Source organism: Embleya sp. NPDC055664 (assembly GCF_053618075.1).
This window is the reverse complement of record NZ_JBSHGZ010000023.1, coordinates 25315-45128: the sequence shown is the minus strand read 5'-3', so window position 1 is coordinate 45128 and position 19814 is coordinate 25315. Positions and strand designations below refer to the sequence as shown.

General features: G+C 69.0%; 16 protein-coding genes. 7 read left to right on the top strand and 9 right to left on the bottom strand.

Annotated elements, in window-relative coordinates:
* Positions 1 to 287 precede the first annotated feature (287 nt).
* Both ACWGR4_RS30345 and ACWGR4_RS30340 read right to left on the bottom strand, forming a co-directional pair.
* Positions 288 to 497 carry a hypothetical protein gene (locus ACWGR4_RS30345; RefSeq protein ID WP_452129508.1) on the bottom strand — a complete coding sequence of 70 codons (210 nt, stop codon included), beginning with the start codon at positions 495 to 497 and terminating at the stop codon, positions 288 to 290.
* A gap of 1419 nt (positions 498 to 1916) precedes the next feature.
* Entirely contained in the window at positions 1917 to 3149 is a 1233-nt protein-coding gene (locus ACWGR4_RS30340; protein WP_452134130.1) for a hypothetical protein, read from the bottom strand.
* A 1182-nt stretch (positions 3150 to 4331) separates the two neighbouring features.
* Between ACWGR4_RS30340 and ACWGR4_RS30335 the strand changes: the two genes are divergently transcribed.
* Together ACWGR4_RS30335 and ACWGR4_RS30330 are read left to right on the top strand one after the other, a co-directional pair.
* Positions 4332 to 4781, top strand: a complete 450-nt coding sequence (locus tag ACWGR4_RS30335) for a hypothetical protein (protein WP_452133925.1) — start codon at positions 4332 to 4334, stop codon at positions 4779 to 4781.
* A gap of 459 nt (positions 4782 to 5240) precedes the next feature.
* A complete protein-coding gene (locus ACWGR4_RS30330) occupies positions 5241 to 6047 on the top strand; it encodes a hypothetical protein (protein WP_452133926.1) in 807 nt (268 codons plus the stop codon).
* Between the two features lie 582 nt (positions 6048 to 6629).
* On the opposite strand, the gene ACWGR4_RS30325 is transcribed toward ACWGR4_RS30330, so the two are convergent.
* The 5 genes from ACWGR4_RS30325 to ACWGR4_RS30305 form a co-directional block, all read right to left on the bottom strand.
* The gene (locus ACWGR4_RS30325) at positions 6630 to 7235 is read right to left on the bottom strand and encodes a hypothetical protein (RefSeq protein WP_452133927.1); all 606 of its coding nucleotides are present in this window, start codon (positions 7233 to 7235) and stop codon (positions 6630 to 6632) included.
* 764 nt (positions 7236 to 7999) lie between these two features.
* The gene (locus ACWGR4_RS30320; protein ID WP_452133928.1) at positions 8000 to 8530 is read right to left on the bottom strand and encodes a hypothetical protein; all 531 of its coding nucleotides are present in this window, start codon (positions 8528 to 8530) and stop codon (positions 8000 to 8002) included.
* Complete coding sequence (locus ACWGR4_RS30315) at positions 8527 to 10713, bottom strand: hypothetical protein (RefSeq protein ID WP_452133929.1); 2187 nt, start codon at positions 10711 to 10713, stop codon at positions 8527 to 8529. Before ACWGR4_RS30315 ends, ACWGR4_RS30320 begins: the two co-directional genes overlap by 4 nt.
* Complete coding sequence (locus ACWGR4_RS30310) at positions 10710 to 12479, bottom strand: hypothetical protein (RefSeq protein ID WP_452134274.1); 1770 nt, start codon at positions 12477 to 12479, stop codon at positions 10710 to 10712. Before ACWGR4_RS30310 ends, ACWGR4_RS30315 begins: the two co-directional genes overlap by 4 nt.
* Before the next feature lie 65 nt (positions 12480 to 12544).
* Positions 12545 to 14005: a tyrosine-type recombinase/integrase gene (locus ACWGR4_RS30305; protein WP_452131914.1), complete on the bottom strand. Its 1461-nt coding sequence runs from the start codon at positions 14003 to 14005 to the stop codon at positions 12545 to 12547.
* Positions 14006 to 14070: 65 nt separating this feature from the next.
* On the opposite strand from ACWGR4_RS30305, the gene mihF reads away from it, so the two are divergent.
* Both mihF and ACWGR4_RS30295 read left to right on the top strand, forming a co-directional pair.
* Entirely contained in the window at positions 14071 to 14397 is a 327-nt protein-coding gene (mihF, locus tag ACWGR4_RS30300; protein WP_452131936.1) for an integration host factor, actinobacterial type, read from the top strand.
* 662 nt (positions 14398 to 15059) lie between these two features.
* Positions 15060 to 15269 carry a hypothetical protein gene (locus ACWGR4_RS30295; protein WP_452131915.1) on the top strand — a complete coding sequence of 70 codons (210 nt, stop codon included), beginning with the start codon at positions 15060 to 15062 and terminating at the stop codon, positions 15267 to 15269.
* Between the two features lie 151 nt (positions 15270 to 15420).
* On the opposite strand, the gene ACWGR4_RS30290 is transcribed toward ACWGR4_RS30295, so the two are convergent.
* On the bottom strand, positions 15421 to 15690 hold the full coding sequence (locus tag ACWGR4_RS30290; RefSeq protein WP_452131916.1) for a hypothetical protein: 270 nt from the start codon (positions 15688 to 15690) through the stop codon (positions 15421 to 15423).
* A 504-nt stretch (positions 15691 to 16194) separates the two neighbouring features.
* Here ACWGR4_RS30290 and ACWGR4_RS30285 point away from each other — a divergent pair.
* The 3 genes from ACWGR4_RS30285 to ACWGR4_RS30275 all read left to right on the top strand — a co-directional run bounded on the left by ACWGR4_RS30285 (position 16195) and on the right by ACWGR4_RS30275 (position 19224).
* On the top strand, positions 16195 to 16518 hold the full coding sequence (locus ACWGR4_RS30285) for a PadR family transcriptional regulator (protein WP_452131917.1): 324 nt from the start codon (positions 16195 to 16197) through the stop codon (positions 16516 to 16518).
* Entirely contained in the window at positions 16515 to 17288 is a 774-nt protein-coding gene (locus ACWGR4_RS30280; protein ID WP_452131918.1) for a hypothetical protein, read from the top strand. Before ACWGR4_RS30285 ends, ACWGR4_RS30280 begins: the two co-directional genes overlap by 4 nt.
* Positions 17289 to 18792: 1504 nt before the next feature.
* Complete coding sequence (locus ACWGR4_RS30275) at positions 18793 to 19224, top strand: DUF1877 family protein (RefSeq protein WP_452131919.1); 432 nt, start codon at positions 18793 to 18795, stop codon at positions 19222 to 19224.
* 333 nt (positions 19225 to 19557) lie between these two features.
* Here ACWGR4_RS30275 and ACWGR4_RS30270 read toward each other — a convergent pair whose 3' ends face one another.
* Positions 19558 to 19803 (bottom strand): hypothetical protein, encoded by a 246-nt coding sequence (locus ACWGR4_RS30270; protein WP_452131920.1) that lies wholly within the window; start codon positions 19801 to 19803, stop codon positions 19558 to 19560.
* Positions 19804 to 19814: the final 11 nt, after the last annotated feature.

Here is a 19814-nt window from a genome sequence, read left to right as displayed (position 1 = left end):
GCACCGGTCAACCCCGTCGCGGACCCGGGCAACGTCGAGCAGACGCGGTCGAGTGCCGTTTGCCCCGCCCACTCGTCCACGAGCAGGCGGGGCACCGGCGTTTCCCGACCGGTGCAGGCACACGGGCGTTCGCCGGAATCACCAAGGATGATGCGCTGCACCTCGTCACACGTCTGCGCCGTGCGTTGCCGCGAGCGACGTGCCGAGGGACGGAAGCGGTCGGCACCCCCAAGGGCCGGAAAGCCGGCGGCATCGTCGGTACGACGCGCACGGGCGTGGTGCCTATCTCAGCCGACGGTGAGGTCTGGCATATCCCACTGCGGGCCGTCCGTCGTGCCGCAGGTCACGAACTGTCGCGTGCGGGTGGCGGTGTAGGTGAGGTCGACGGGGCCGGGTCGTCCGGCCGTTTGCCACCAGGCGGTGGCCGTCTCGACGCGTGTCCACAGGTCGTGGGGTCCCCAGGTCCAGGCGGGGTGGTCGCCGTCGGAGTCGGACACGGCCAGGGCGTACGTCCCGTCCGGTCCCCACGCCTGGATCCGCTGGTGGGCCCCGGTCCTCGATGTGGGCAGCGATGCGCACGTCGGGCAGCACGATGCCCAGGATGGCGACGAGATCGGGATCGGTGAGTTCGGCGGGGTCGATCGCGCTGTCGCGGTCGGGTCGCTCGGCGCCGGGCCCGGCCCAGGTGGGGTCGTCGTGTCCGGTGAGGGTCATGAAGGCGCTGTCGCCGACGAAGCTTCCGGTCGCGGTGCCGGTGTCGTCGACGTCCAGTGCCAACAGGTGCCCGGCGCCGTCGGCGCCTCCGACCCAGAGGGTGAGGATCCGGCCCCGGGCCGGGTCTGTTCCACCCACGCGTAGGGCACGCGCCGCACCGCCCCGGTCGCCTCGACGCGGTCGCACGCCGGCTGCCCTTGTGCCCGAGCGTTCCGTCGCCGCCGACCACCCGCGGCCGAAGACACCGGAGTAGTCCGGCAACCGACCTTCCGGAGCGCGCTCGTGAATGATCTCGGGAGCGAATCACGGCGGCGATCCCGCACCGATGCGGACCGAGGAGTACTCGGGAGCGACATGGGGACCGAGCCCACCACCACGGCCGGCGACGAGGGAAACCATCAGATCCCGACGGCGATTGGCGCAACCGAGGTACCTGCCGCCAGCGACGCCCGCGACAAGCTCCTGGCGCCCATCGGAGCCGAGGCCCGGTCGGTCGTCGAGAGGTCCCCAGGCCAGACGTCTGTGGCGCTGGCGGAACTCGCCCGGGCGTACGCCCTGGTGGCCAACGGCACCTCGGCGGTATTTCACCCCTGCGATCAGGAGGCAGTGGCTTCGCGAAGACGGGGACACTCGCTTGAAGAGGCGGAACGGAACTCTGAGGTCCCGGTTCGGAGGCATCGGAGCCGGCGACTGGTTCCTGGGTCGATCTCCAAGAGGTGTCCCGGAACTGCGTCGCTCGGCCGGGTCGCCGGTCCTGACCGGTCGACGGCAGCCGTGACCCCGCAGTCACGCCGACCGCCGGGTCACGGCTGGCCCGGAGGGTCCGGCCCCCGCGAGGGCAGGACGTGTACGACCATCGCCGATAGCGCACCCCTCGAAACGAACACTGCACCAGGTCATTGGTCCAGTGATCTGTGCGGGTCGATATTTCCGGGACGCGTGAGGCGTCGCCCCGGGTGGCTCTGTTCGGGTTCGAGATATCAGTCAAGGTGAGGCGAGCCGGACGCCACTTGCGCGACGGCCCCGCGAAGCGAATGGCTCGGGGGGCCGTGGCCTCCACGCCGCGAGGGAACGTGACGCGCACGCGACCTCGGACAGGGGTCGGCCCCGCGGGCGTTGCCCGCGGGGCCGTGGTGTTCGTTCGTCGGTGTCGCGGCCCCGAGGGGTGGGCGCCGTCGGGACCCCGGCCCGTCGGTGTGGTGTCACCCCGTCCAGGTGAAGGTGAATTTGTTGCCGTCGGCGCGGTGGTGGGTCAGGCCGTGGGGGAGTTGGCTCTTGTCGGGGTCGATGTCGGCGACGTTGGTGGCGGGGTTCCAGGTGAAGTAGGCGGAGCCGGTGGCGAGGTCCTGGGATGTGGAGACGCGGCGGACGATGAGGTGGGTGGCCTCGGTGTCGTGGGTGTCCAGGGCCGCGCAGGGTGTGCCGGAGACCAGTTCCCGGTGGTGGGTGCCGACTTTGAAGGACAGGGCGTGGGTGTCCTGGGGGTCGCCGGTGGTGACGAACCGGGCGCAGATCTGGCGGGGTTGCAGCGGCCCGCAGTCCTCGTCGGTGTCGGCGACGACGGCCAGGCCGGCGCGGTTGCCCACGGATGCGGCGGTGACGGTCCTGCCGGCGGTGGCGGTCAGGAGTCCCGAGGTCTGCCCCTGGCCGTCGTCGCCGGCGGCCAGGAGGGTGCCGTCGCGGGTGAGTGCGGTGGTCACTCCGCCGTCGCCGGTCAGGGTGGCGAGCTTCCTGCCGGCGGCGGCCTCGATGATTCCCCTCACCTGGTCGGAGTGTTGCCCGGTGGCGGTGAGGGTGCCGTCGTCGGTCAGGGCGAGGGCGAAGAACCCGCCGGTGGATACGGCCGTCACCCGTTTGCCGGCGGTCGCCTCCACGAGGTCGGGCAGGTAGGGGTCGAGGTCGTCGGAGATCAGCAGGGTGCCGTCGTCGGTCACCGCCAGGCTCTCGTTGATGCCCGCGCACACGTACACGACGTTCCTGCCCTCGGCGGCCGCCAGGAGCCCGGACACCTGTCCCGAGCCGTCGTTGCCCGCGCCCAGGAGTTCGCCGTCCTCGGTCAGCGCCAGAGCGAACCTCGAGCCGATGGCCACCGCTGCGACCTTCCTGCCGGCGGTGGCCTGCATCAGCTCGTAGGAGTACGCGCCGACCATGAGCAGTTCCCCGTCCTCGGTCACCGCGGCGCTCGCGTCGCTGCCCGCGGCGACGGACCGGATCTTTCGGCCCTCGGCGACGGCCACCATGCTCGCCACCTCCGCGCCCGCCCCCCGCAGGGTGCCGTCCTCGACGACCGCGAGCGCGGACCGGCTCCCGGTGGCCACCGCCGTGACGCGTGCGCCCGCGACGGCCTCCAGGATCTCCGACACCACGGTGTCGTCCCCGGCCGCCACCAGGCGCCCCGACGTCACGGTTTTCGACGAACGTTCGACCAACGACATGAGACTGACACCTCTCACCCGGGGAGGCCATGACCGGCCGTGACACCACCAGAGCACACGGTATCGATCGGGATGGGCGCTCGCCCGGGAACCACCGAACCCCGACCGCAAGAGATTGAACAGCTGCCGGTAGACCCTCTCCAATGACAGGCCGCGCCTGCCACGTTCCCGAATGACATTCAAAACCGTTTCGGCGTTTTGCATTACGCAAACCTCCCGGCCCCGATGCCCCGATCTCCTGTGCCCCTTCGCCCTGCGGACGGCGTTCCCGTCCTCCCCGGCAGGCCGTTACCCCTGCGACTACCACGAGCACTCCGTCGCCATAGGACTCTCGTCCCGTAGGCGATCCCGTGGTACGTCTTCGTTGTACGCAGCGAGCTCGACGTAGGCCGCCCATTCATCCCCTTGACCGCCCTCGTTGGGTGGCGCTCCTCGTTCCGGAGGTTGCCCGGCCGCCGCGCACAAGGGGCGGGCAGAACGAGGTGTCGGTGACAGGCATCAATCCGACGGCGGTGGTAGACGCCGCTGGGAATTGGGCTTCAGCAATCCAGCCTCGGCCGTATCGAGCGGGTCTTGCGGCGCATCGCCTCGGATGCCTCCAGGCGGCCACCGCTTTCCTGGCATGCTGTTGTCCCCTCGCGCTTTCGCGTCCAGGTGAGCCAGGCGACCCAAGAACATCCGTCCGAGTCCTTCCCGACTGCGTCGGGGATACAACAAAGCGCCACACGGCGCACTGCGCGCATCCACGTTACGCAGACCGACCACCCTGCGGAGGCCGGGCGTCGCGCTCGGCCGGGTGACGGTCAGGCCTCTCATCAGCGACCGTCGCGGCGGCTCGCCGATGCCGACGCCCGGTCGCCCCTCGCGGGCGGCGCCGGTGTAGTGCCGACCCGCGCCGCCCGCGACCCGCCGGCGGCCTCGGGGGGATGGGCCGGCCCGGGGAACCGGGCCTGCCCATCCTCGTGTGGGCCCGGCGGCCGGTCCGCGCGGGTGTGCCGCGCACGCGCCGGGGCCGACGAAAGCCGCATCCGACACGACGGGTCCAGGTCAACCATCCACCGGAACAGGCCAGTCGTCGCCGACGGGACGCGTTTCCCCCCGCACCCGTGCATGATCTCGAGGGCGCCGCGGGCAAACGCCCCCTGCGTACCCGACCAACCCGTCCCAACCCAGGGAGTAGCCGTGACCACCAGCAAATCGGAGCCCCTCCAGGTGCCCCTCAGCGAGGCAGCCCAACAAGCCCTTCAGCAAGCCATCGCCCAAAGCACCGCACCCGAGCCCGCCGCCGTCACCGAGGCCCGCGACAAGCTCCTGGCCGCCATCGGCACCGAGGCCGCGAACGTCGTGGCCGAGCACCCGGGAGCCGCGTCCAAGGCGCTGGCCGAACTCGCCCACGCCTTCACCCTCACCACCTCCGCCACACCCACCACGCGCCTGGGCGGCTCGCACACCATCGACCTGATCGTCGAGTTCAACAACAAGGAATTGACGCTCACCCCCCAACTCGTGGTGGGCGAAGCCGAGTCGGACGTCAATTTCAGGGCCCCCCTCCGCCTCCCCAGGGTGCTGTTCACCGTCAGGGACGCCTACAACAGCGAGCTGGACGTGTCCCGGCCCCAACCGCACGCGTGACAACGACCGCGCACCGGCACTGACCCTCTCCACACCCGAGACCACCCCCGACAACGGCGACGGCCGGCCCCGGAACCCGATCCCGAGGCCGGCCGTTTCGTCGCCCGGGGCACAGGACCAGCCGATCCGCCGGCCCGCCCGGAGCAACCTCACATCGGATCCCACATCCCACTCACGTCCAGCGCATCCCCAGCACCGTGAGCGCCTCGACCCGCTCCGCCGGCCATGTCGCCCGCCGGATCTCCGGCGGGGCGGGTCGTCCGGGTGAGCGGCCGGCGCGGTGCTCGTGCGTGGGGCCTCACATGATGTGGAGGCGTTCCACGGTGCCTTCCTCGGCGCACAGGAAGATCTCGTAGCCCTCTTTCCTGGCGTTGTTCCATGATTTCGGCAGCGGGTCGCCAAGCGTCACCCCGAGCGAATCCGATGGCAGCAACGGCCTCGGTCGACGAGACTGCACCGGTGAACACCCTGCCGCCGGTGCCCGGCCCACTTCCGCTGCCGGACCCGCGGGCCCGCGATGTCGTTCTCGACTATGCGGGTATGCACGACCTGGTTGCCGACCTGGTTCTGCCCGACGGCGCGTCCATGTACGTCATGAGCGCGTTGGAAACATCCCGTGAACTCATCAGGCACTCGTACTACCGGTACGAGTTCGCCACCGTCGCCGTCATGCATTCCTTGTGTGCCCTGGAGCGCGTCCTCGCCGAGCGGTTGGCCGTCAACAAGCCACTGAAGGACCTGATCGAGCAGGCCACCGAGGCAGAGCTCATCGCTGTCGAACTCGCCACAGAGCTGGACCGCAGCCGACTCCTGCGCGACAAACTCCTGCAGGGCGTGATCAGTGCCGACCTCAGCCCGGTCATGGCCGTCCACCTGGTGCGTGCTGTCTTCGATGCCGTCGCGCTGCTCCTTCGTTCATCTGCTGCGGCGGAAGCGACAGCGGCCGACACGAGCGGAGCACAGCCTGAGAACCGACTCGCCCGGTTGTGGAAGGAGCACCTGCGCGCACCGTTTCCGGCAAGCTTCCGCGGCGTGGACGTCGAGGGCGTCGACTTCGTCCTCCTGGACGCCGACGTTGCCGGCCTCGTCCAGAGAGAGTTGAACGGCGGACTCGACGACAATGGCATTGCCATCCTCTGGGCATGCATCGCCGACCTCGACAAGGTCGTGCCCATGATCAACGAGGAGTACTGCGCCTCCTACTTCACGAGGCTTCGAACGGTGGCCGAACTCGCAGGGACACGCCACGTCCCCACCGCGACCTGACCACCGGGGTCGAAGACAGACTCGGACCATCCCACCGACCCTCTCAAGGTCCGGCTCGGTCGCGTTCGATGACGGTCTCGGGGCGTCGGACGGTACTGCCCACGACCCGGCTGGCGACTGCGGGGACGCCCAGTTCGTTGACCTGGGCCGAGAGGGCGTCCGGCACCCACCGCGGCCCCTGACCGCCACTTCGCCCCCGCCGACTCGTCGCCGAGCCGCCGCCACCCGTGGGGGACCGGCACTCCCGTTCCCGCCGAGCCCCCTGACATCCCCGCACTGCGACAACCCGCCGGTGAACCCCGCGGGAACTCCGCTTGCGACTTGGGTCGCGGTGGTGGTGCCGAGTGTGTCTCTCGAAGGGGAGACGGTCGACCTGCGATGCTGCGGGGTCTGAGCGTGGCCGGCATCGCCCGTCGATCGCGGCCGCGAGTTCGGCCGAGCCCGTTGGCCGGGGCCTGGGACGTGGCATTCCGGGCGAGTTGGAGTGCGTCGTCGTGTTCGGCTTCCGAAAGGCGTGTTGCCGGGGTGGCGGAACCGGCGTCTGTGGCCCTGGTGGCCGTCGTAGCCGGCGGGGTGTGGGTTTCAGGTGGTGGTGCCTGCGAAGAGTCCGCGTCCGGTTTTGACGGCGCGTCCGGCTTTGACGAGGCCCTCGGTGGAGGTGCGGACGCTTTCCATGCGGCTCTTGGTGGCGGTTTCGCCGAGGGCTTCGGTGAGTTGGCGGACGTTCATGGGTTCGCCGGTCTTTTCCAGGAGTTCGGCGATCTCGTCGCGCAGGTGGGTCCGGACCGGTCGCCCGGTCACCGGTTCGGGGACGGGTTTCGCGGTGGGGGTCTTCTTCGCGCGGGTCTTCTTCGCCGGAGCGGTTGCGGGTGCCGCGTGCGCGGGGTGGGCCCGGGCCGTCTCGGCCTTCTTCGGCGCCGTCTTGGGCCGGCGCTTCCTGGGGGCGGTCGGGCCGGCGTCCACGGGCGTGTCCGCGGTGGCTTTCTCGGTCGGGACGTCGCCGGCCGGCGCCACCGGAGGAGGGGTGAGGGGGCGGATCAGTGCGAGGTGTTCCACCGCGTTGCGGCGGGCTTCCAATTGCCGTTCCACTTCGGCGAGTTCCGTCCGTAGTTCGTCGCGGTGCTCGGCCAGTCCTTCGGCCTCGCGTTCCAGCGATATACGCAGTTCGTCGACCGTCGACGTGATCATCCGACGACTCCTTCCTCTCGTGACACCGGGATCACCGGGAGAGGCACGACCTCGTCGACCGGGGCGCTGGGTTCCCTCTACCGATGGGAGGGGACTTCCCACTTCCATGATGCCCACATGATCGTCCGTCCCGGCGCGTCGTGTGTGCCAAAGGGCCGTTTTCGCCCGGCGCTCACCACGCCCCGGAATCTGACCCGTTTCCGACGCGCCGGGACGAACACGCCCGGACGTGGATGGCGTGCTTCGCGCAATGCCGACGACCACGCGCGCCGACGACCGGTCACGACGAACAGGCCGCGTACCAGGCCCGTGTCGTGGTCGTGGTCGACGACCACCGCGACTCCCGGGCAGAGCATGCAACGGGGGTGCTCGGCCAGGTAGCGACCCTTGGCCGGCGACGACATCGATGGGTACCTCACCCGTGCCTCCGCCGGGTCTTCGTGGCCGACCGGTCGTCGACCTGCAAAGCGTCCCGGCTGCCATGGGACGGAGAAGTCCGCGGCGGACACGCGCGTTTCCGTGATTCCCGCACGGCCCCGACCCACGCGACGTTTCCCGTACGGCCGGATGACGTCGTGCGCCCACCCTGTCGATCGGGACCCCAGTTGCCCGCCGCCATCGGCAAAGTCGCTGGTCGAAGCTGCGGGCGGAGAGACATGATGGGCCGGTTCCGTTCCGAGCGATGCGAGGAGAGCACCCGGATGACCGTGCCGCCGCTGACCACCGTTATGTGATCTGTCAAACCGTCTCAGGGGCACGGTGTCTCACGGCAGCGGTGCGTCTGTGGCAGTTGTCGAGGCACCGCGCGAGACCCGCACGGACAAGGCGGCGACGTTCCCGCCCGCCCGCTGGAGTTGCTCGACCAGGCGGGCGTTGTCTTTCTCCAGTTCAACGTTGCGCAGGGTCAGGCACTGGATCTGGTTGGCGTAGGTGGCCAGGGTGTCCTTCAGTTCGCGGACCTCGCCTGCATGCGCGGTGCGCAGCTCGCGTTCGGTCTTCCTCAGTTGGGATACCTCCGCCCGCAGTTCCTCCGGTTCCGGACGGCGGGTCTGTGGCGCCTCCAGGATCTCCTTCACCGCCTGGGCCACCGGCGAGCGGTAGAAGGATGCGCGGGACACACCGGCCTCCGTACACACGTTGACGACCGTGATCTTGCCGTCGGTGAGCTCGGGCAGGCCGTGCATCAACCGCTCGAATGCCTCCATCAACGCGCGGTCGATGTCCGTCGGCACCCGTCCGCCGGCCGAGAGACGCTCGAAGGTGTGCCGGACCCGAAGCTGGGTTTCGTCGTTCATGTGGGCGACTCCGCCTTTTCGTTTTCGAGTTCGCGGACGCTGTCGATGGCTGCGTCGAGTTCGGTCGCGTATGACGACAAGGCAGTGATCTGCAGACGGGTAAAGGAGTTGCCGTCCGTCACGTCTGCGTTTAGTGCCCGCGCCGCCTGGTCCCTCGCTGTGATCAGCCGGGGGAGGTGGACGGCCGACCGGCGGGCGTTGGGACAGGTCAGGCACATGTTGTGCAAGGGAAGCGGGCGGCCCAGAGCCTTGGCCCGGCTGCGGCAGACGGCGGTGGCCGCGTGGTAGAAGCAGTCGTTGAGGACTCCCGGATGCAGGGTCTTGGTGAGGTGCCGCAACATAGTCCGCAGCCGCGACGGACTGGCGACGACACCGGGCAGGTCACCGAGTTCGTGTCGGATACGCTCGAACTCGGCGTCGATGCCCTTGGCGGCTCCACCGCCGGAACCGCCGCCGTCGTTCCAGTCCCGATACAGGTCTTCGACGTAGTCGAGCTTGGCGATGGCTTCCTCGACCGCCACTTCGGCGGCGAAGCCGGAGGCGGACGTACCGGCGTACCCCTCGAACATGGCGATCCTGGCGTGCTGGAACTGCCGTGCGCCGGCCACGATGCCGAACGGCTGATGGGCGATGTACCAGGCCAGTGACCTGCGGAATTGACGGGCGTCGAACGACCAGGGGACGCCTTCGTCGTCCGGATCGTCCTCGGCGACGTCCCCCTCCTCGCCAGCGTCGTTGTCGGTGTCACCGGTGACACGCTCGTTGGGGACGAACAGGCCCTCGGCGGTGCTGAACAGCTCGTTCACGTGGTCACGGAACCGGTTGAGCTGCCCGCCCTTCATCGGGGCCGCCAGCACGAAGCCGTCTCCCGACCGGTAGCCGAACAGATGAGTCGGATCGTCGTTGAGTTGACGGAGCACGTCGACCGCACGGTGAACGATCTCCAGGACCACCCACTCGGCCTCGTCTCCGGACAGCGCGCGCCCCTTGAAGACCCGCCCGCGGATCTTGTAGCGAGGCCGGCCGTCCTCGCCGGTCCCCGTGAACGCGCAGTCTGGTGCCAGTTCACGCACTTCGGCGGCTCGCATCCCGCTTATGAAGGCAAGCACCAGCCAGCAGGCCGTCCGGAGGAACCCGATCTCCTCCCAGGTTTCTCTCGGACCGAAGCTCGCGTGCCACGGGGTGCCGGTGTCGGGCCACACCGAGACCGGGGTACGCAGACCGCCAGGTCCGTAACCGAGCTCCTCAGCGGCCTCGGCCAGCATCCGCCGCAGGCCCGGGGTCGTTTCGCCCACTCCGGCCAGCAGAGCGACCACTCTGACATTGGGAGCCTGGACCACACCGTCCACGATCTTGGCGCCAGGACAGGTGTGTCGGTCCGCGTAGGGAACTGCCGGCACAGGACGGCCAGACGCCCGCAACTCGTCGATGAACCGAGCGGCCTTGGGTTTTGAGGTCCCCCACCGGTTCGCGTCGCGGGTCTTGTCCGCGGCATTCAGATCAGCGAACTCACGCCGGGCGGCCAGGACGTCGCCGCTGGCCGTTTCGACGTAGAAGACGGCGGCCTTCAGCAGAGGGCCGCTGATGTGCTCCGGGATGCGGAAGGTGGAGTTCTCGCTGTCCCGCTTCAGTCCGGCGACCTGGTTGGCCGGCCGCCCGGCCCATGGGCTGATCACCAGCCGGTCGGCGTGGAGGAAGGGGCCGTGGGCGAAAAGGTGTTTTGTCTGCAGGACGTGCGAGGCCGCCGCATCCGCAGAGATCTTCTTCCACTGCTCGAGCGCGGCGGTGAAGTCTTGCCGGGTTGCCACGGCGAGGCGCGGAACGCCGAGCTCCTGCAGCGTCGTGATGACCGCCCGCGCGTACCAGAAGGCACTGTAGATGTTGGTGAGTTTCATCGGCCGGCCGCTGCGATGCCCCGCTATGGCGGAACCGGTACCTCTGCGCAGCCGTGAGTAGAGGTACTCCTTCAGCGTCAGGGCCGTCACCGGATCCTCGATCTCGGTACATGTGATTCGCGATCGATTCATGCTCCGGGGCAGGAAAGGACGGAACTCCCATATGTCCTCGCCGAATCGGGGACCGCGGCAGCCGTTGGTCTGCGTGAGGTGCTCGGGGAGCACATACGCGTCGTCGGGAATGATCGCGGAGGTGAGCGTTCCGAGAGCAGGTATGGCGATGGTCATGTCGTCAGCTCCAGGAACTGGGCGGGCAATGCGTACCGGTCGGCGGCGGACTCGGCGATGGCCTGGGCAGTGATCCGTTGCTGGCGGGTGAACTTCGGCAGGATTCCGGTGGTGATGCGTTGCCAGGCCAGCCCGTATCGTGCCTTCCATTCGGCTGTCGACAGCTCATTGCGCTGGCCGTCCAGGAACGCGGCGAAGCTGTAGACGCTGGGCAGATGCCGGGTGGTGAAGACGGCGTTCGGGCACTCCATGCAGCCCCAGATGGCCGTCGGGCACCCGGCGCCCTTCTTCAGCGCGTATGGCGAGCCGTAGAAGTCCTTGCACGACGCGAGCCACACGTCGTTCTCGCCGGACAGCGCGGCTGCGACTTCCGGGGGCAGCAGGTCCGTCGGGCCCTCGTCGGCTCGCTCGCCCCGGTCTGTGAGGACCACCGGCGGTGCGAGCGCGGCTTCCAGCGCTTCGCGCAGACCGTTCTCGACCGCCACTTCGTGCAGTTCACGGTGGGCTTCGATGTCGGCGTAGTGACGGGCGGCGACCTGCTTGGAATGGCCCTCGGCGAAGTCCTCCAAGATACCCGCCGCCTGCTGGTATCGGCGCGATTTGTAGGTCTTGCGCAGGCGCCGCATGTCCAGGGTGACGGGGCTGCCGTCGGTGTCCTTCAACTGGTCGATGCCGTGACCGGCGGCCCAGGCCACCATTTCCGCGCGCAGCGGTGATCGTGCTCCGGGGCGGAACCCGGCCTGCAGCCCGAACCGCCCTGTGTGAGCCCAGAGCACGCCGCTCCCGGCGAGTTGTCGTCCGCGGGCGGTCAACCGCAGAGCGAGGCGGATCACTCCGGCCGGATGGTGCAGGGCTCCTCCGTCAGTCACGCGCAACGTCTTGTGGGAGTCGTTGCGAGCCCGCTTCTTGAGGTAGGTGATGCTCACGTAGCCGCGCGCCGGGTTGACCAGGCAGTCGGCCTTGAGCGCGCGAGTGCACTCGGGTTCCATGCCGCTCTGGCAGGTCAGCAACACCAGGAAGGCCACCACATCGGTGCGCGTCAGGAACAACCGGGCGTTGGTCCGCAACAGGCCGCCCATCGACTCCATCCCGCCGCGAATCCTGTTGTCCGCGCGGTCCTTCTTCGTCAGCGGGCCATGGCGGGTGATGTGCCACAGCGCGTTCTCCGGCTTCCGCCAACCGCCCGTCGCGGGGTCCTCACCGAGGGCGGCCAAGCGCTCACCCTCCAGGATGCGGTCCCGCACCCTGCGGACGTCTGCCAGCGCAGCGGCTTCGATGGCCTCGAACACAGGGGTCGGATACGCGTCCAGCGGCCTGTGCTCGACGGTGGCCTTCACCACGGTGAAGCCCAATCGGGCCTGCATTTCCGCGTCGAAGTCGTCGGGATGTTCGTCGCGGACAAGCCGCAGCAGCCGCAGGATGCCAGACGTCGTTGCGTACGGGATGTTGGAGTTCGTGTCCCGGTGGTCGGCTATGAGCTTGAGCTCGAATGCCTCGAGTAGTTCCGGCGTGAGATCGTCCACGTCCAAACGCCCGGCGTCGTCCGCCTCCACCTGTGCCACGAAACGGACGAACCCCTCGATCTGCCGGACGGTGGTCGCCGTGGTGAACACGGACCTTTGCTCCCGTTCCCGCCCGGCGATCTCGGCCAGGGCCCGCACCAGGCGCCGCACCAGCCGAGGACACGGCAGATGCGAAAGATCGAAACGACGCTCGATCCCGTCGTCGAATTGCGCCGAGAACGCGACCTGCCCGATCTCGGGCACGGAGGCAGGCACCGGGGGAAGCTCTTCCGAGGAGGGAAACCGCACACGTCGGCCGGGCCGGCGGCTCACGCAGCCACCTCCAGCCGATCCAGCACCGCGGCCTGGGCGTCCCACTCGGCCATCGCCGCCAACACGATTTCTTGGGCCTCGTCAAGGACGTCCAAGTAGACGTAGACCGTGGACTCGTGCGCATGTCCCAGCAGTTGCTGCAGCTTTCGCATCGGGTTGCCGACCAGCAAGCGCCTGAGCTCTGCCCGCGTCAGGCACTGATCCTCGCGGCGGCCAAGCGCCCGGATCGTCTGCCGCAACAGCAGCCCCAGCATGTGAACGGCATAGACATGACGCAAGATATGCGGCGAAATCACCAGATCGATACCGAACTTCGCGCACCGCTCGTTCGCCCGCCGAAAGGCCGACTGCCAGGTCGCTGGGCTCAACGGCCGGCCATCCTCGCCCAGCCACAGCCACAACGGCGCCCCGGTACTGCCATCGGCGCACACCTTCGCCAACCGCCTCCGCTCCTCGGAGCCGATCTTCGCGTAGGCCCAGCCGCGGCCGGTATCGAGCGTGAGCGCGTGCCGTCCGGCCCGGCGCACCAGCAAGGTGTCCTCGACACTCGCATAGGCGCCCTCAGCGAGTCGTCGGGCCACGAGCTCGTCGCGTTCTATATCGATGAAGTGGTGCAACGACCGCAGCATCCGCACGGTCATGAACACTGTGCGGGCCTTGTTCCGCTTGGTGACAGCCTTCGACAGGTGTACGTCTCCCGTTATTCGACGGCCCGTGACCAGCGGCGGAACCTCCGGGACGAGCAACGAGGAGGACTCACTCAGCCGCATGCCCGTATAGACGATGAGGTCCGCGAACATCGCGTTCCGCTCGCCGTTACGGCCCCGCCACCGCGGGTCCCGCCCGCCTTCGGGAAGATCCCCCCGCAACCCGACATCCCTCCACAGGAGATAGTCCTCAAAGGACACGAACCGCACCGGTTCGTCCTCCGGGTCGGCGACATACTCAGTATTGACTTGCATGGTGCGTGGCCCGTTGTGCGTCATCACCGTCTTGTCGACGTAGCGGAACGGCGCCTTCGTCAGCAGCTCCTCATAGCGCGACCAGGCCACCCATTTGTCCAGAGCGGCGATCGAACGATTCCAGGTCCCCACCGACACCGAGTCCGGCCCGGAGAACAGGCGAACTCGCTTGTAGGCGCGCAGATCCTCGCCGTCGCACTCCCAGATCGACTTCCCGTTGCGCGACTCGCTCAGGAACCGGCAGAAGAGCATCACGTCCCGGCTGTAGCCCTTGATGCTGTTGTCCGCAGAGACGCCCCAGCTGTCCAGTTCTCGAAGGAACCGATTCAGGTGCAGGTCGTACGAGCCATCGGCGCCAAGAATGAAGGGTTGCCCCTCCTTGACGCCGGCTCGGTCCAGAACGCTGCACGGACTTACGGCCTCTGTCTGCAGTCCTGCGGTGTGGGAACGACTCGTCGTACGCAACTCGACCGTCGCGGACATGAACGGCAGCATGCATCTCCCTTGGGGTGAGGCGAGGCGGGCGCCGAGAGCGGCTCCCACGATTGGGTAGACAGTTGATCGTTGAGACAGCGGTAAGCGCCAACATAAGTCCCGAGGAGCGCAGCGCCGCGCTCGCCAAGGCCGCCGCCGTCCGCAGGGAACGAGCCGCGGTGAAGGCGGCGCTCAAGAGCCGTCGGCTGTCACTGGGCGAGGTGTTGGCCACCGACACCCTCGCCGTGGGCAAGATGCCGGTCCGGGCCCTGCTCGAATCCCTCCCGGCCATCGGGAAGGCACGCGCCGCCGAACTTCTCGTCGAGTTGGGGATCTCCGAGAACCGCCGAGTCCGCGGCCTGGGCGTCCAACAGCGCGACCGGCTTCTCGAGCGGTTCGACCCGCAGGGCTGAACCCCACCGCTACGACGGGCCCGGCCGGCGGCGTCCGACGGCCGCGACAACCCGCCTGTACGCGTCGAGTTCCGTGAGAGTGCCCACCGGCGCCGGCGTGTTCGTCACGCGAGTGATCGCCGCCGCGGTACATGCGTCGTCGTGCGCGAATCTCCACGTACAGCCCCTCGAAGGACGCCGAGGTGCATCGTGCACTTCCGCGCGCAGAAGGGCTTCGCCGACGTGGGCGGACATGTGGCCGCCACGTGGACGACGGAACTGTCCGGACGGGTCGACAGTCGCCCCGAGTAGCCCGCCGGGAGTGAAGCCGTGACCGGACGACGCATTCCCGTGCCGTCACTGCGCGGCTTGGCGAACCACCGGGCGGGCGGGGTGGTCGGGTGGTCGACTGGCACGGATCGATCGGGACGGCCCGGACACAGGGGGTTCCCCGCACCCGCATGACCCCACCCCGGGGCCAGCGACTACCGCCTTCGGGCTCCGGCGCCGACACGCGGCCGGCCCCGGACGCGACGACACGGGACGCAGGACGGCACCGCAAAACCCGGCGAGCTTGACGAGAAGGAGACCTCGCGTGGCCATCGAGTTCGAAACGCTGCAGGAAGCCCGCACAGGATTTGGCGCAGGACGTCGGCCCGCACGACGTGGCAGGCCTGGAGCTCTTGAGCGATACGCATCTGCGGGAGCAATACGACCCTCGTGAGGAGCTGTTCGCGTTCGTCGACGACCTGTGGGAGAACGCCAAGGCCCAAGGGCTGGATCCGGCGGTACGTCCCGAGTACGCCGGCTTGGCCGGACTGCGTGACCTGGTGACCGCGTTGAGGGACAACGCCGCCGACCTGCTGACCGAGCGCGAGGGGTCATCGGTGTGAACACCGGCCGGTGGCCGTCACGCGGCCGGCGCTCGTAGCCCGAAGTGTCGTCGTGTGTGGGGCCGATGCGGTTCACGCCGAGGTGATGCCCGGGCCGCCCTCGGTCACTCTTGGCGCCGCGGTGAACGGATCACGCGGTCGGTCGTCGGGATCACTCGGTTCGCGCCGGCTGCGGTTGCGTCACCGGGTCGCGCCCCGGCCCGTGATCGATTTCGAAGTCCTCGATAACGTGCACGTGCACGTGCACGTGCTTGCCGATGGCGCGACACACGTGCATCGCGAACTCCTCCCGCCAGCCACGGTCGAACGTCTCCTCGCTCTGGCAATCCAGGGCCCAGAACGTGTCCTGGTCATCCGCGGTGACCGACACCTCCACCCAGTCCTCTCGCACGACGGTGCCCACGACGGTCGCCTTCGCCATTGCGTCCGTCACCTCGTGTGGCACCCGGGGCCAGGGCGCCTGGCCGGCGGCGAACGTTTCCCACGTCGACCGTACGGCGAGTTCGACACCGTCGGGCTCGGGAGGCCGGCGTTCGCGGACCGCTCGGTCCCACAGCTCGGCGACCTCCCGGTCGATTTCGTCGAGTTCGTTCTCGGCGCCGGCCCCGCACGGCCAAGCCGGCGAGCGTGTTGGCAAGCCACATCACCGTGGTCTTGCCGGGCAGGTTGATCCCGGTCATCGCGGCACTCAGGAGCTCGACGAGGCGGCGGTGGGCGCCCGGCGGCAGATCCGGTCTGGAGCATGAAGTCGTTTCACGTCCCGCACATCTCCCTCGAGGAGGGCATCCGGCGAGCACTGCACAACAATGGTCGATAGAGATCAATATCAAGCCAAATATGGTCTGTTGAAACCAAGTTGGATCGATCATGATCATGGCATCTGTCGTACTCGACATATGGTCCGGGTGTCTGCTCCACTGGATCCATGACACCCATTCGCCTGACCCAGGCGACGATCGGCGTGCTCGACACACTGCTCGACGCCGACCCGGCAAACCCACCCTGGGGCTTCAGCATCTGCCAGGACGCCGACCTCGGAAGCGGTACGGTCTATCCCATCCTCGACCGCCTGCTGAAGCTCGGCTGGATCGAGAGCTGGGACGAAGCCGAACCGCACCCCGGGCGCCCGCCACGCCGCTACTACCGGCTCACGGGCGAGGGCCGGGCAGCAGCCCGCAGCGCTCTCGCCGAGCGCGCCGCCAAGCGGTCCTGGCGACGCCTCGGTCTCATCGGCGAGGTGCAGGCGTGAACATGCCACCAGACGGACGGATGAGCGGGTGGATGTATCTGCGCGGCGACGATCCGACACCGGGTGCAGACGCCGGCCCGATCAGCCTGAGCATCCGCCTTCGCCGCAACCTTCGAATGCTCGGGATCGGATGCGCCTGGGTCGGCGGAGGAATCCTCGGCGGCGTTGCCGCGACGTATCTCCTGATCATCAGCGGAGCATCACGTGAGAGCCAGGCATCCGCCGCATCCCTCGGTGCAATGGCCGCAACGCTCGGTCTTCTGATCTTGTGCCTCTTGCCGATCAACGTGCTCCTCGACACGTTCGACCACTTCGTCGATCGCAGCGTTGTCTCCGCTCGGATCGCGAGAGGGTACGTGGCACTGGTGGCATCGTTGGCTGGCAGGCAACGACTACACCTCGCAGACGAGTGGAACGCCCACCTCAACAGTGGTGAGCAGCCCCTCACCGGCCGGGACACACTACGGGCGTGCGCGGGCTTCCTCGCGGCGGCGCTACGTATGAGGACAGCCGACCTGGCCGGACACCTGTGGCGACCGGTCGACTGGTTCCTGCGTACCGAGGGCCGTAGCCGTGCCTTCGTGTCCGCAGCGGTCGGAGCCTTCTCGATCTTCCTCGTTCACCGGAGCGGCACGGCGCAGTTCGTGGCGCAGGAATGGTTGGCCTCCGCGACCCTTGGCACCGTGCTCCTGACCCTGGTCCGCTGGTTGCGCCGCATCCGTTGCATTGAGGTCCGTGCCGCGGAGTCAGGAGCCCACAAGACCGAATAGCGCTCCTTGTACGGCGACGTTCGTCCGACTCCACAGGAGGTGGGATGAACGTCGCCGTCGTGCTTCCCTGGCGCCCTGGGGACCCCGTCCGGGTCCGCAACCACGGCCACGTCCGCGCCTACCTGCGCGACCAACGCCCGCACGTCGTCGCCCGGTTTGATGCGGTCCCCGTCCTGGGACCGCAGCGGGGGTGTCGAGGACTACCCCCAGAGGCACTTGACGGCGCTCACGGACCGGAGCGCGCGCACCGAACTGCTCGGTGGCGCGCACATCGGGTCCGAGGGCGAGGAACGGAATCCGGTGCGGAGGGTATCCACGCCGGGACCGGCGTGCGGTTCCCGCGCTTGCGTCCCGCGCGAACCGGAGTCCGGGAGACGTGGTCGGGCCGCCGCATCTACGGGGCCGACGACATCCCCCGATGCGCGCGTGCCGACTTCACCATGCGGTTTCGAGGTCCGGTCCGGGTCCGCCGCCCGCCCGCGCGCAACGCAGGGAATGCGAGGAGACGCCGCCGATCCGGACCCTGGCGTCGATACCGCGGTGTGGACCGCGCATTTACGGCGTTGAGCCGTTCGCGCACGTACCCCGTGGTCCGGCTCTCCGCTCCGCACGGTCGGGCTCCCTCGCGGCCCCGGCTGCGGTCCCCGGCCCCGCGAGGAGGCAGGTTCGCGCCCGTGCCGGTCGCCGGAGCCCGAACCATGAGTGCGGGTGACCGCGAGAAGCAGTCCGCATCAAGCGGTGGTCGTGGAGGCCGGCGCGCTCCCCGGTGCGTGCACGTCGACCGGACGGAATCCTTTGCCGGGCTTGAGTCCGTACGGCGGGCCGTAGTTGGTGAGCCAGTGTTGATCGCGGAGGCGGTCCATGGCTTTGGATCTGGCGGCGCGGCCGATCCCGGGATGTCGGTCCCCGCCGTGCGCGGCGAAGAACACGAGTGGCACACAGGGGTCATTCGGCACAGGCATGGGTGGAGGCGATCGTGACGTCCGAGCCGTTCGAGCGCCTCGCGATCCCGGAGCAGCCTTCGGCGAACGAACACATCGCCTGGGTGCGCGAGTTGCGGACCTGCGACGCCGGTCGAGCCGATGCCTGGATCGTTCCGAATTCACCCACGCCCTTCGCGATCCCCGGCGATGGCGGGAACGAGGCCGCAGCGGTGCGCGTGGCGGAACCCGACGGTACGCTCGAACAACGCCGGCCAGGACAACCGGCTCGTGGGCCCGAAGGCCGCCCGCGTGGTCGGCGATCTCGCCGGTCGCTGTCGTGCGTCGATGGGTGCGACGCCCGGATTCACCGCGCCCGGCGCCGTCGACGGTGACGTGTTCCACGTTCCCGCGGGCATCACGAGACGGTGGAGACTATTTCCGGCGACGTGACCGCAGGGGTGCGCAAGACTGTGCCGGTGGCGTTGACACAGCAGTTCGCGAGGGTGACTCCGGCGTATATCGAGGCCTGTCGTCGGCGGGCGGCCGAGTCCTCCACAGGTGATCCGGGTTGGGATCCGCCCGTGGACGACTGCCTCGACCTGAACTGGGACGCCTGGCCCTTGCCGGCGCTGTTTCGTCGGGCCGGCCTCGAATCCGCGTCGGTGGCGGCGATCGACCGTGCCCTGGACGGCGACCCCGGCGGAGACATCGCCTTCCTGGACCACGACGGGGTCTACGACGGCATGAGCGAGCCACCCGCCCTCCTTGCCCCCGGGGCCGTCGCCGAAATCGCCGCCGCACTGGACGCCATCGACGCCGACCGGGTCCTCGCCGCGATACCCCCGACCGCGGAGGAGACCGCCACCGTGTTCCGATTCCGCGTCGAGGACATCGTCGCTCTCATGGCCGGAATCGGGCTCGTGCCCTATGTGACGGGCGCGTTGGACCGGCTGCGGGCGTTCTACGCGGAAGCCGCCCGACGGGACCTGGCCATGGTGGTGTGGATCGACTGAGGGCCGTTCGACGCGGTCCGGAACCGACCGCGCCCACGCGACGTCCCTCCGCGGCCGGGGTTCCGGGACTCGACTCCGACCCGACCCCGGTTGACGGCATGCGCAACTCCCTACCCCGGGCGGGCGTCGCTCGGCGCCCGCATCGCGTCATCCTCGTTCGGGAGATCGAGCGGATGCGCGGCAATGGGCCACTGTCGCATCGGCGCCGGAGAACACGACTTGCCTTCGGCGGCAACGTCGTCGAGACCGAAACGGACCCCCACCGGCCCGACCCGACGCATTTGCCGCCCACCTCGGGCGCCACGCCGCCCGCCGACGTGCGCTTCGTCGGCCTCACGGCGTGGCGACGGTCACCCGGTGGGTTCCGGGTTCGGTTCCGAGGTCGACTGCGCGGATCCGGATGTGGACTCTGTCGCCCTCGCGCGCCGTCGCGCGATCCTCGTCGGTCAGCGCCAGGCCGGTCACGAGGAAGTCCGAGAGGGCGCTCACGGCGGCGCCGTGCTCGGGGAGCGCGACGATCGTCGCAGGCATCGTGGCGCCGATGCGGTCCCGGAACGGCGCGGCGGGGTTGGTCTCCAAGGGCCCTCGTG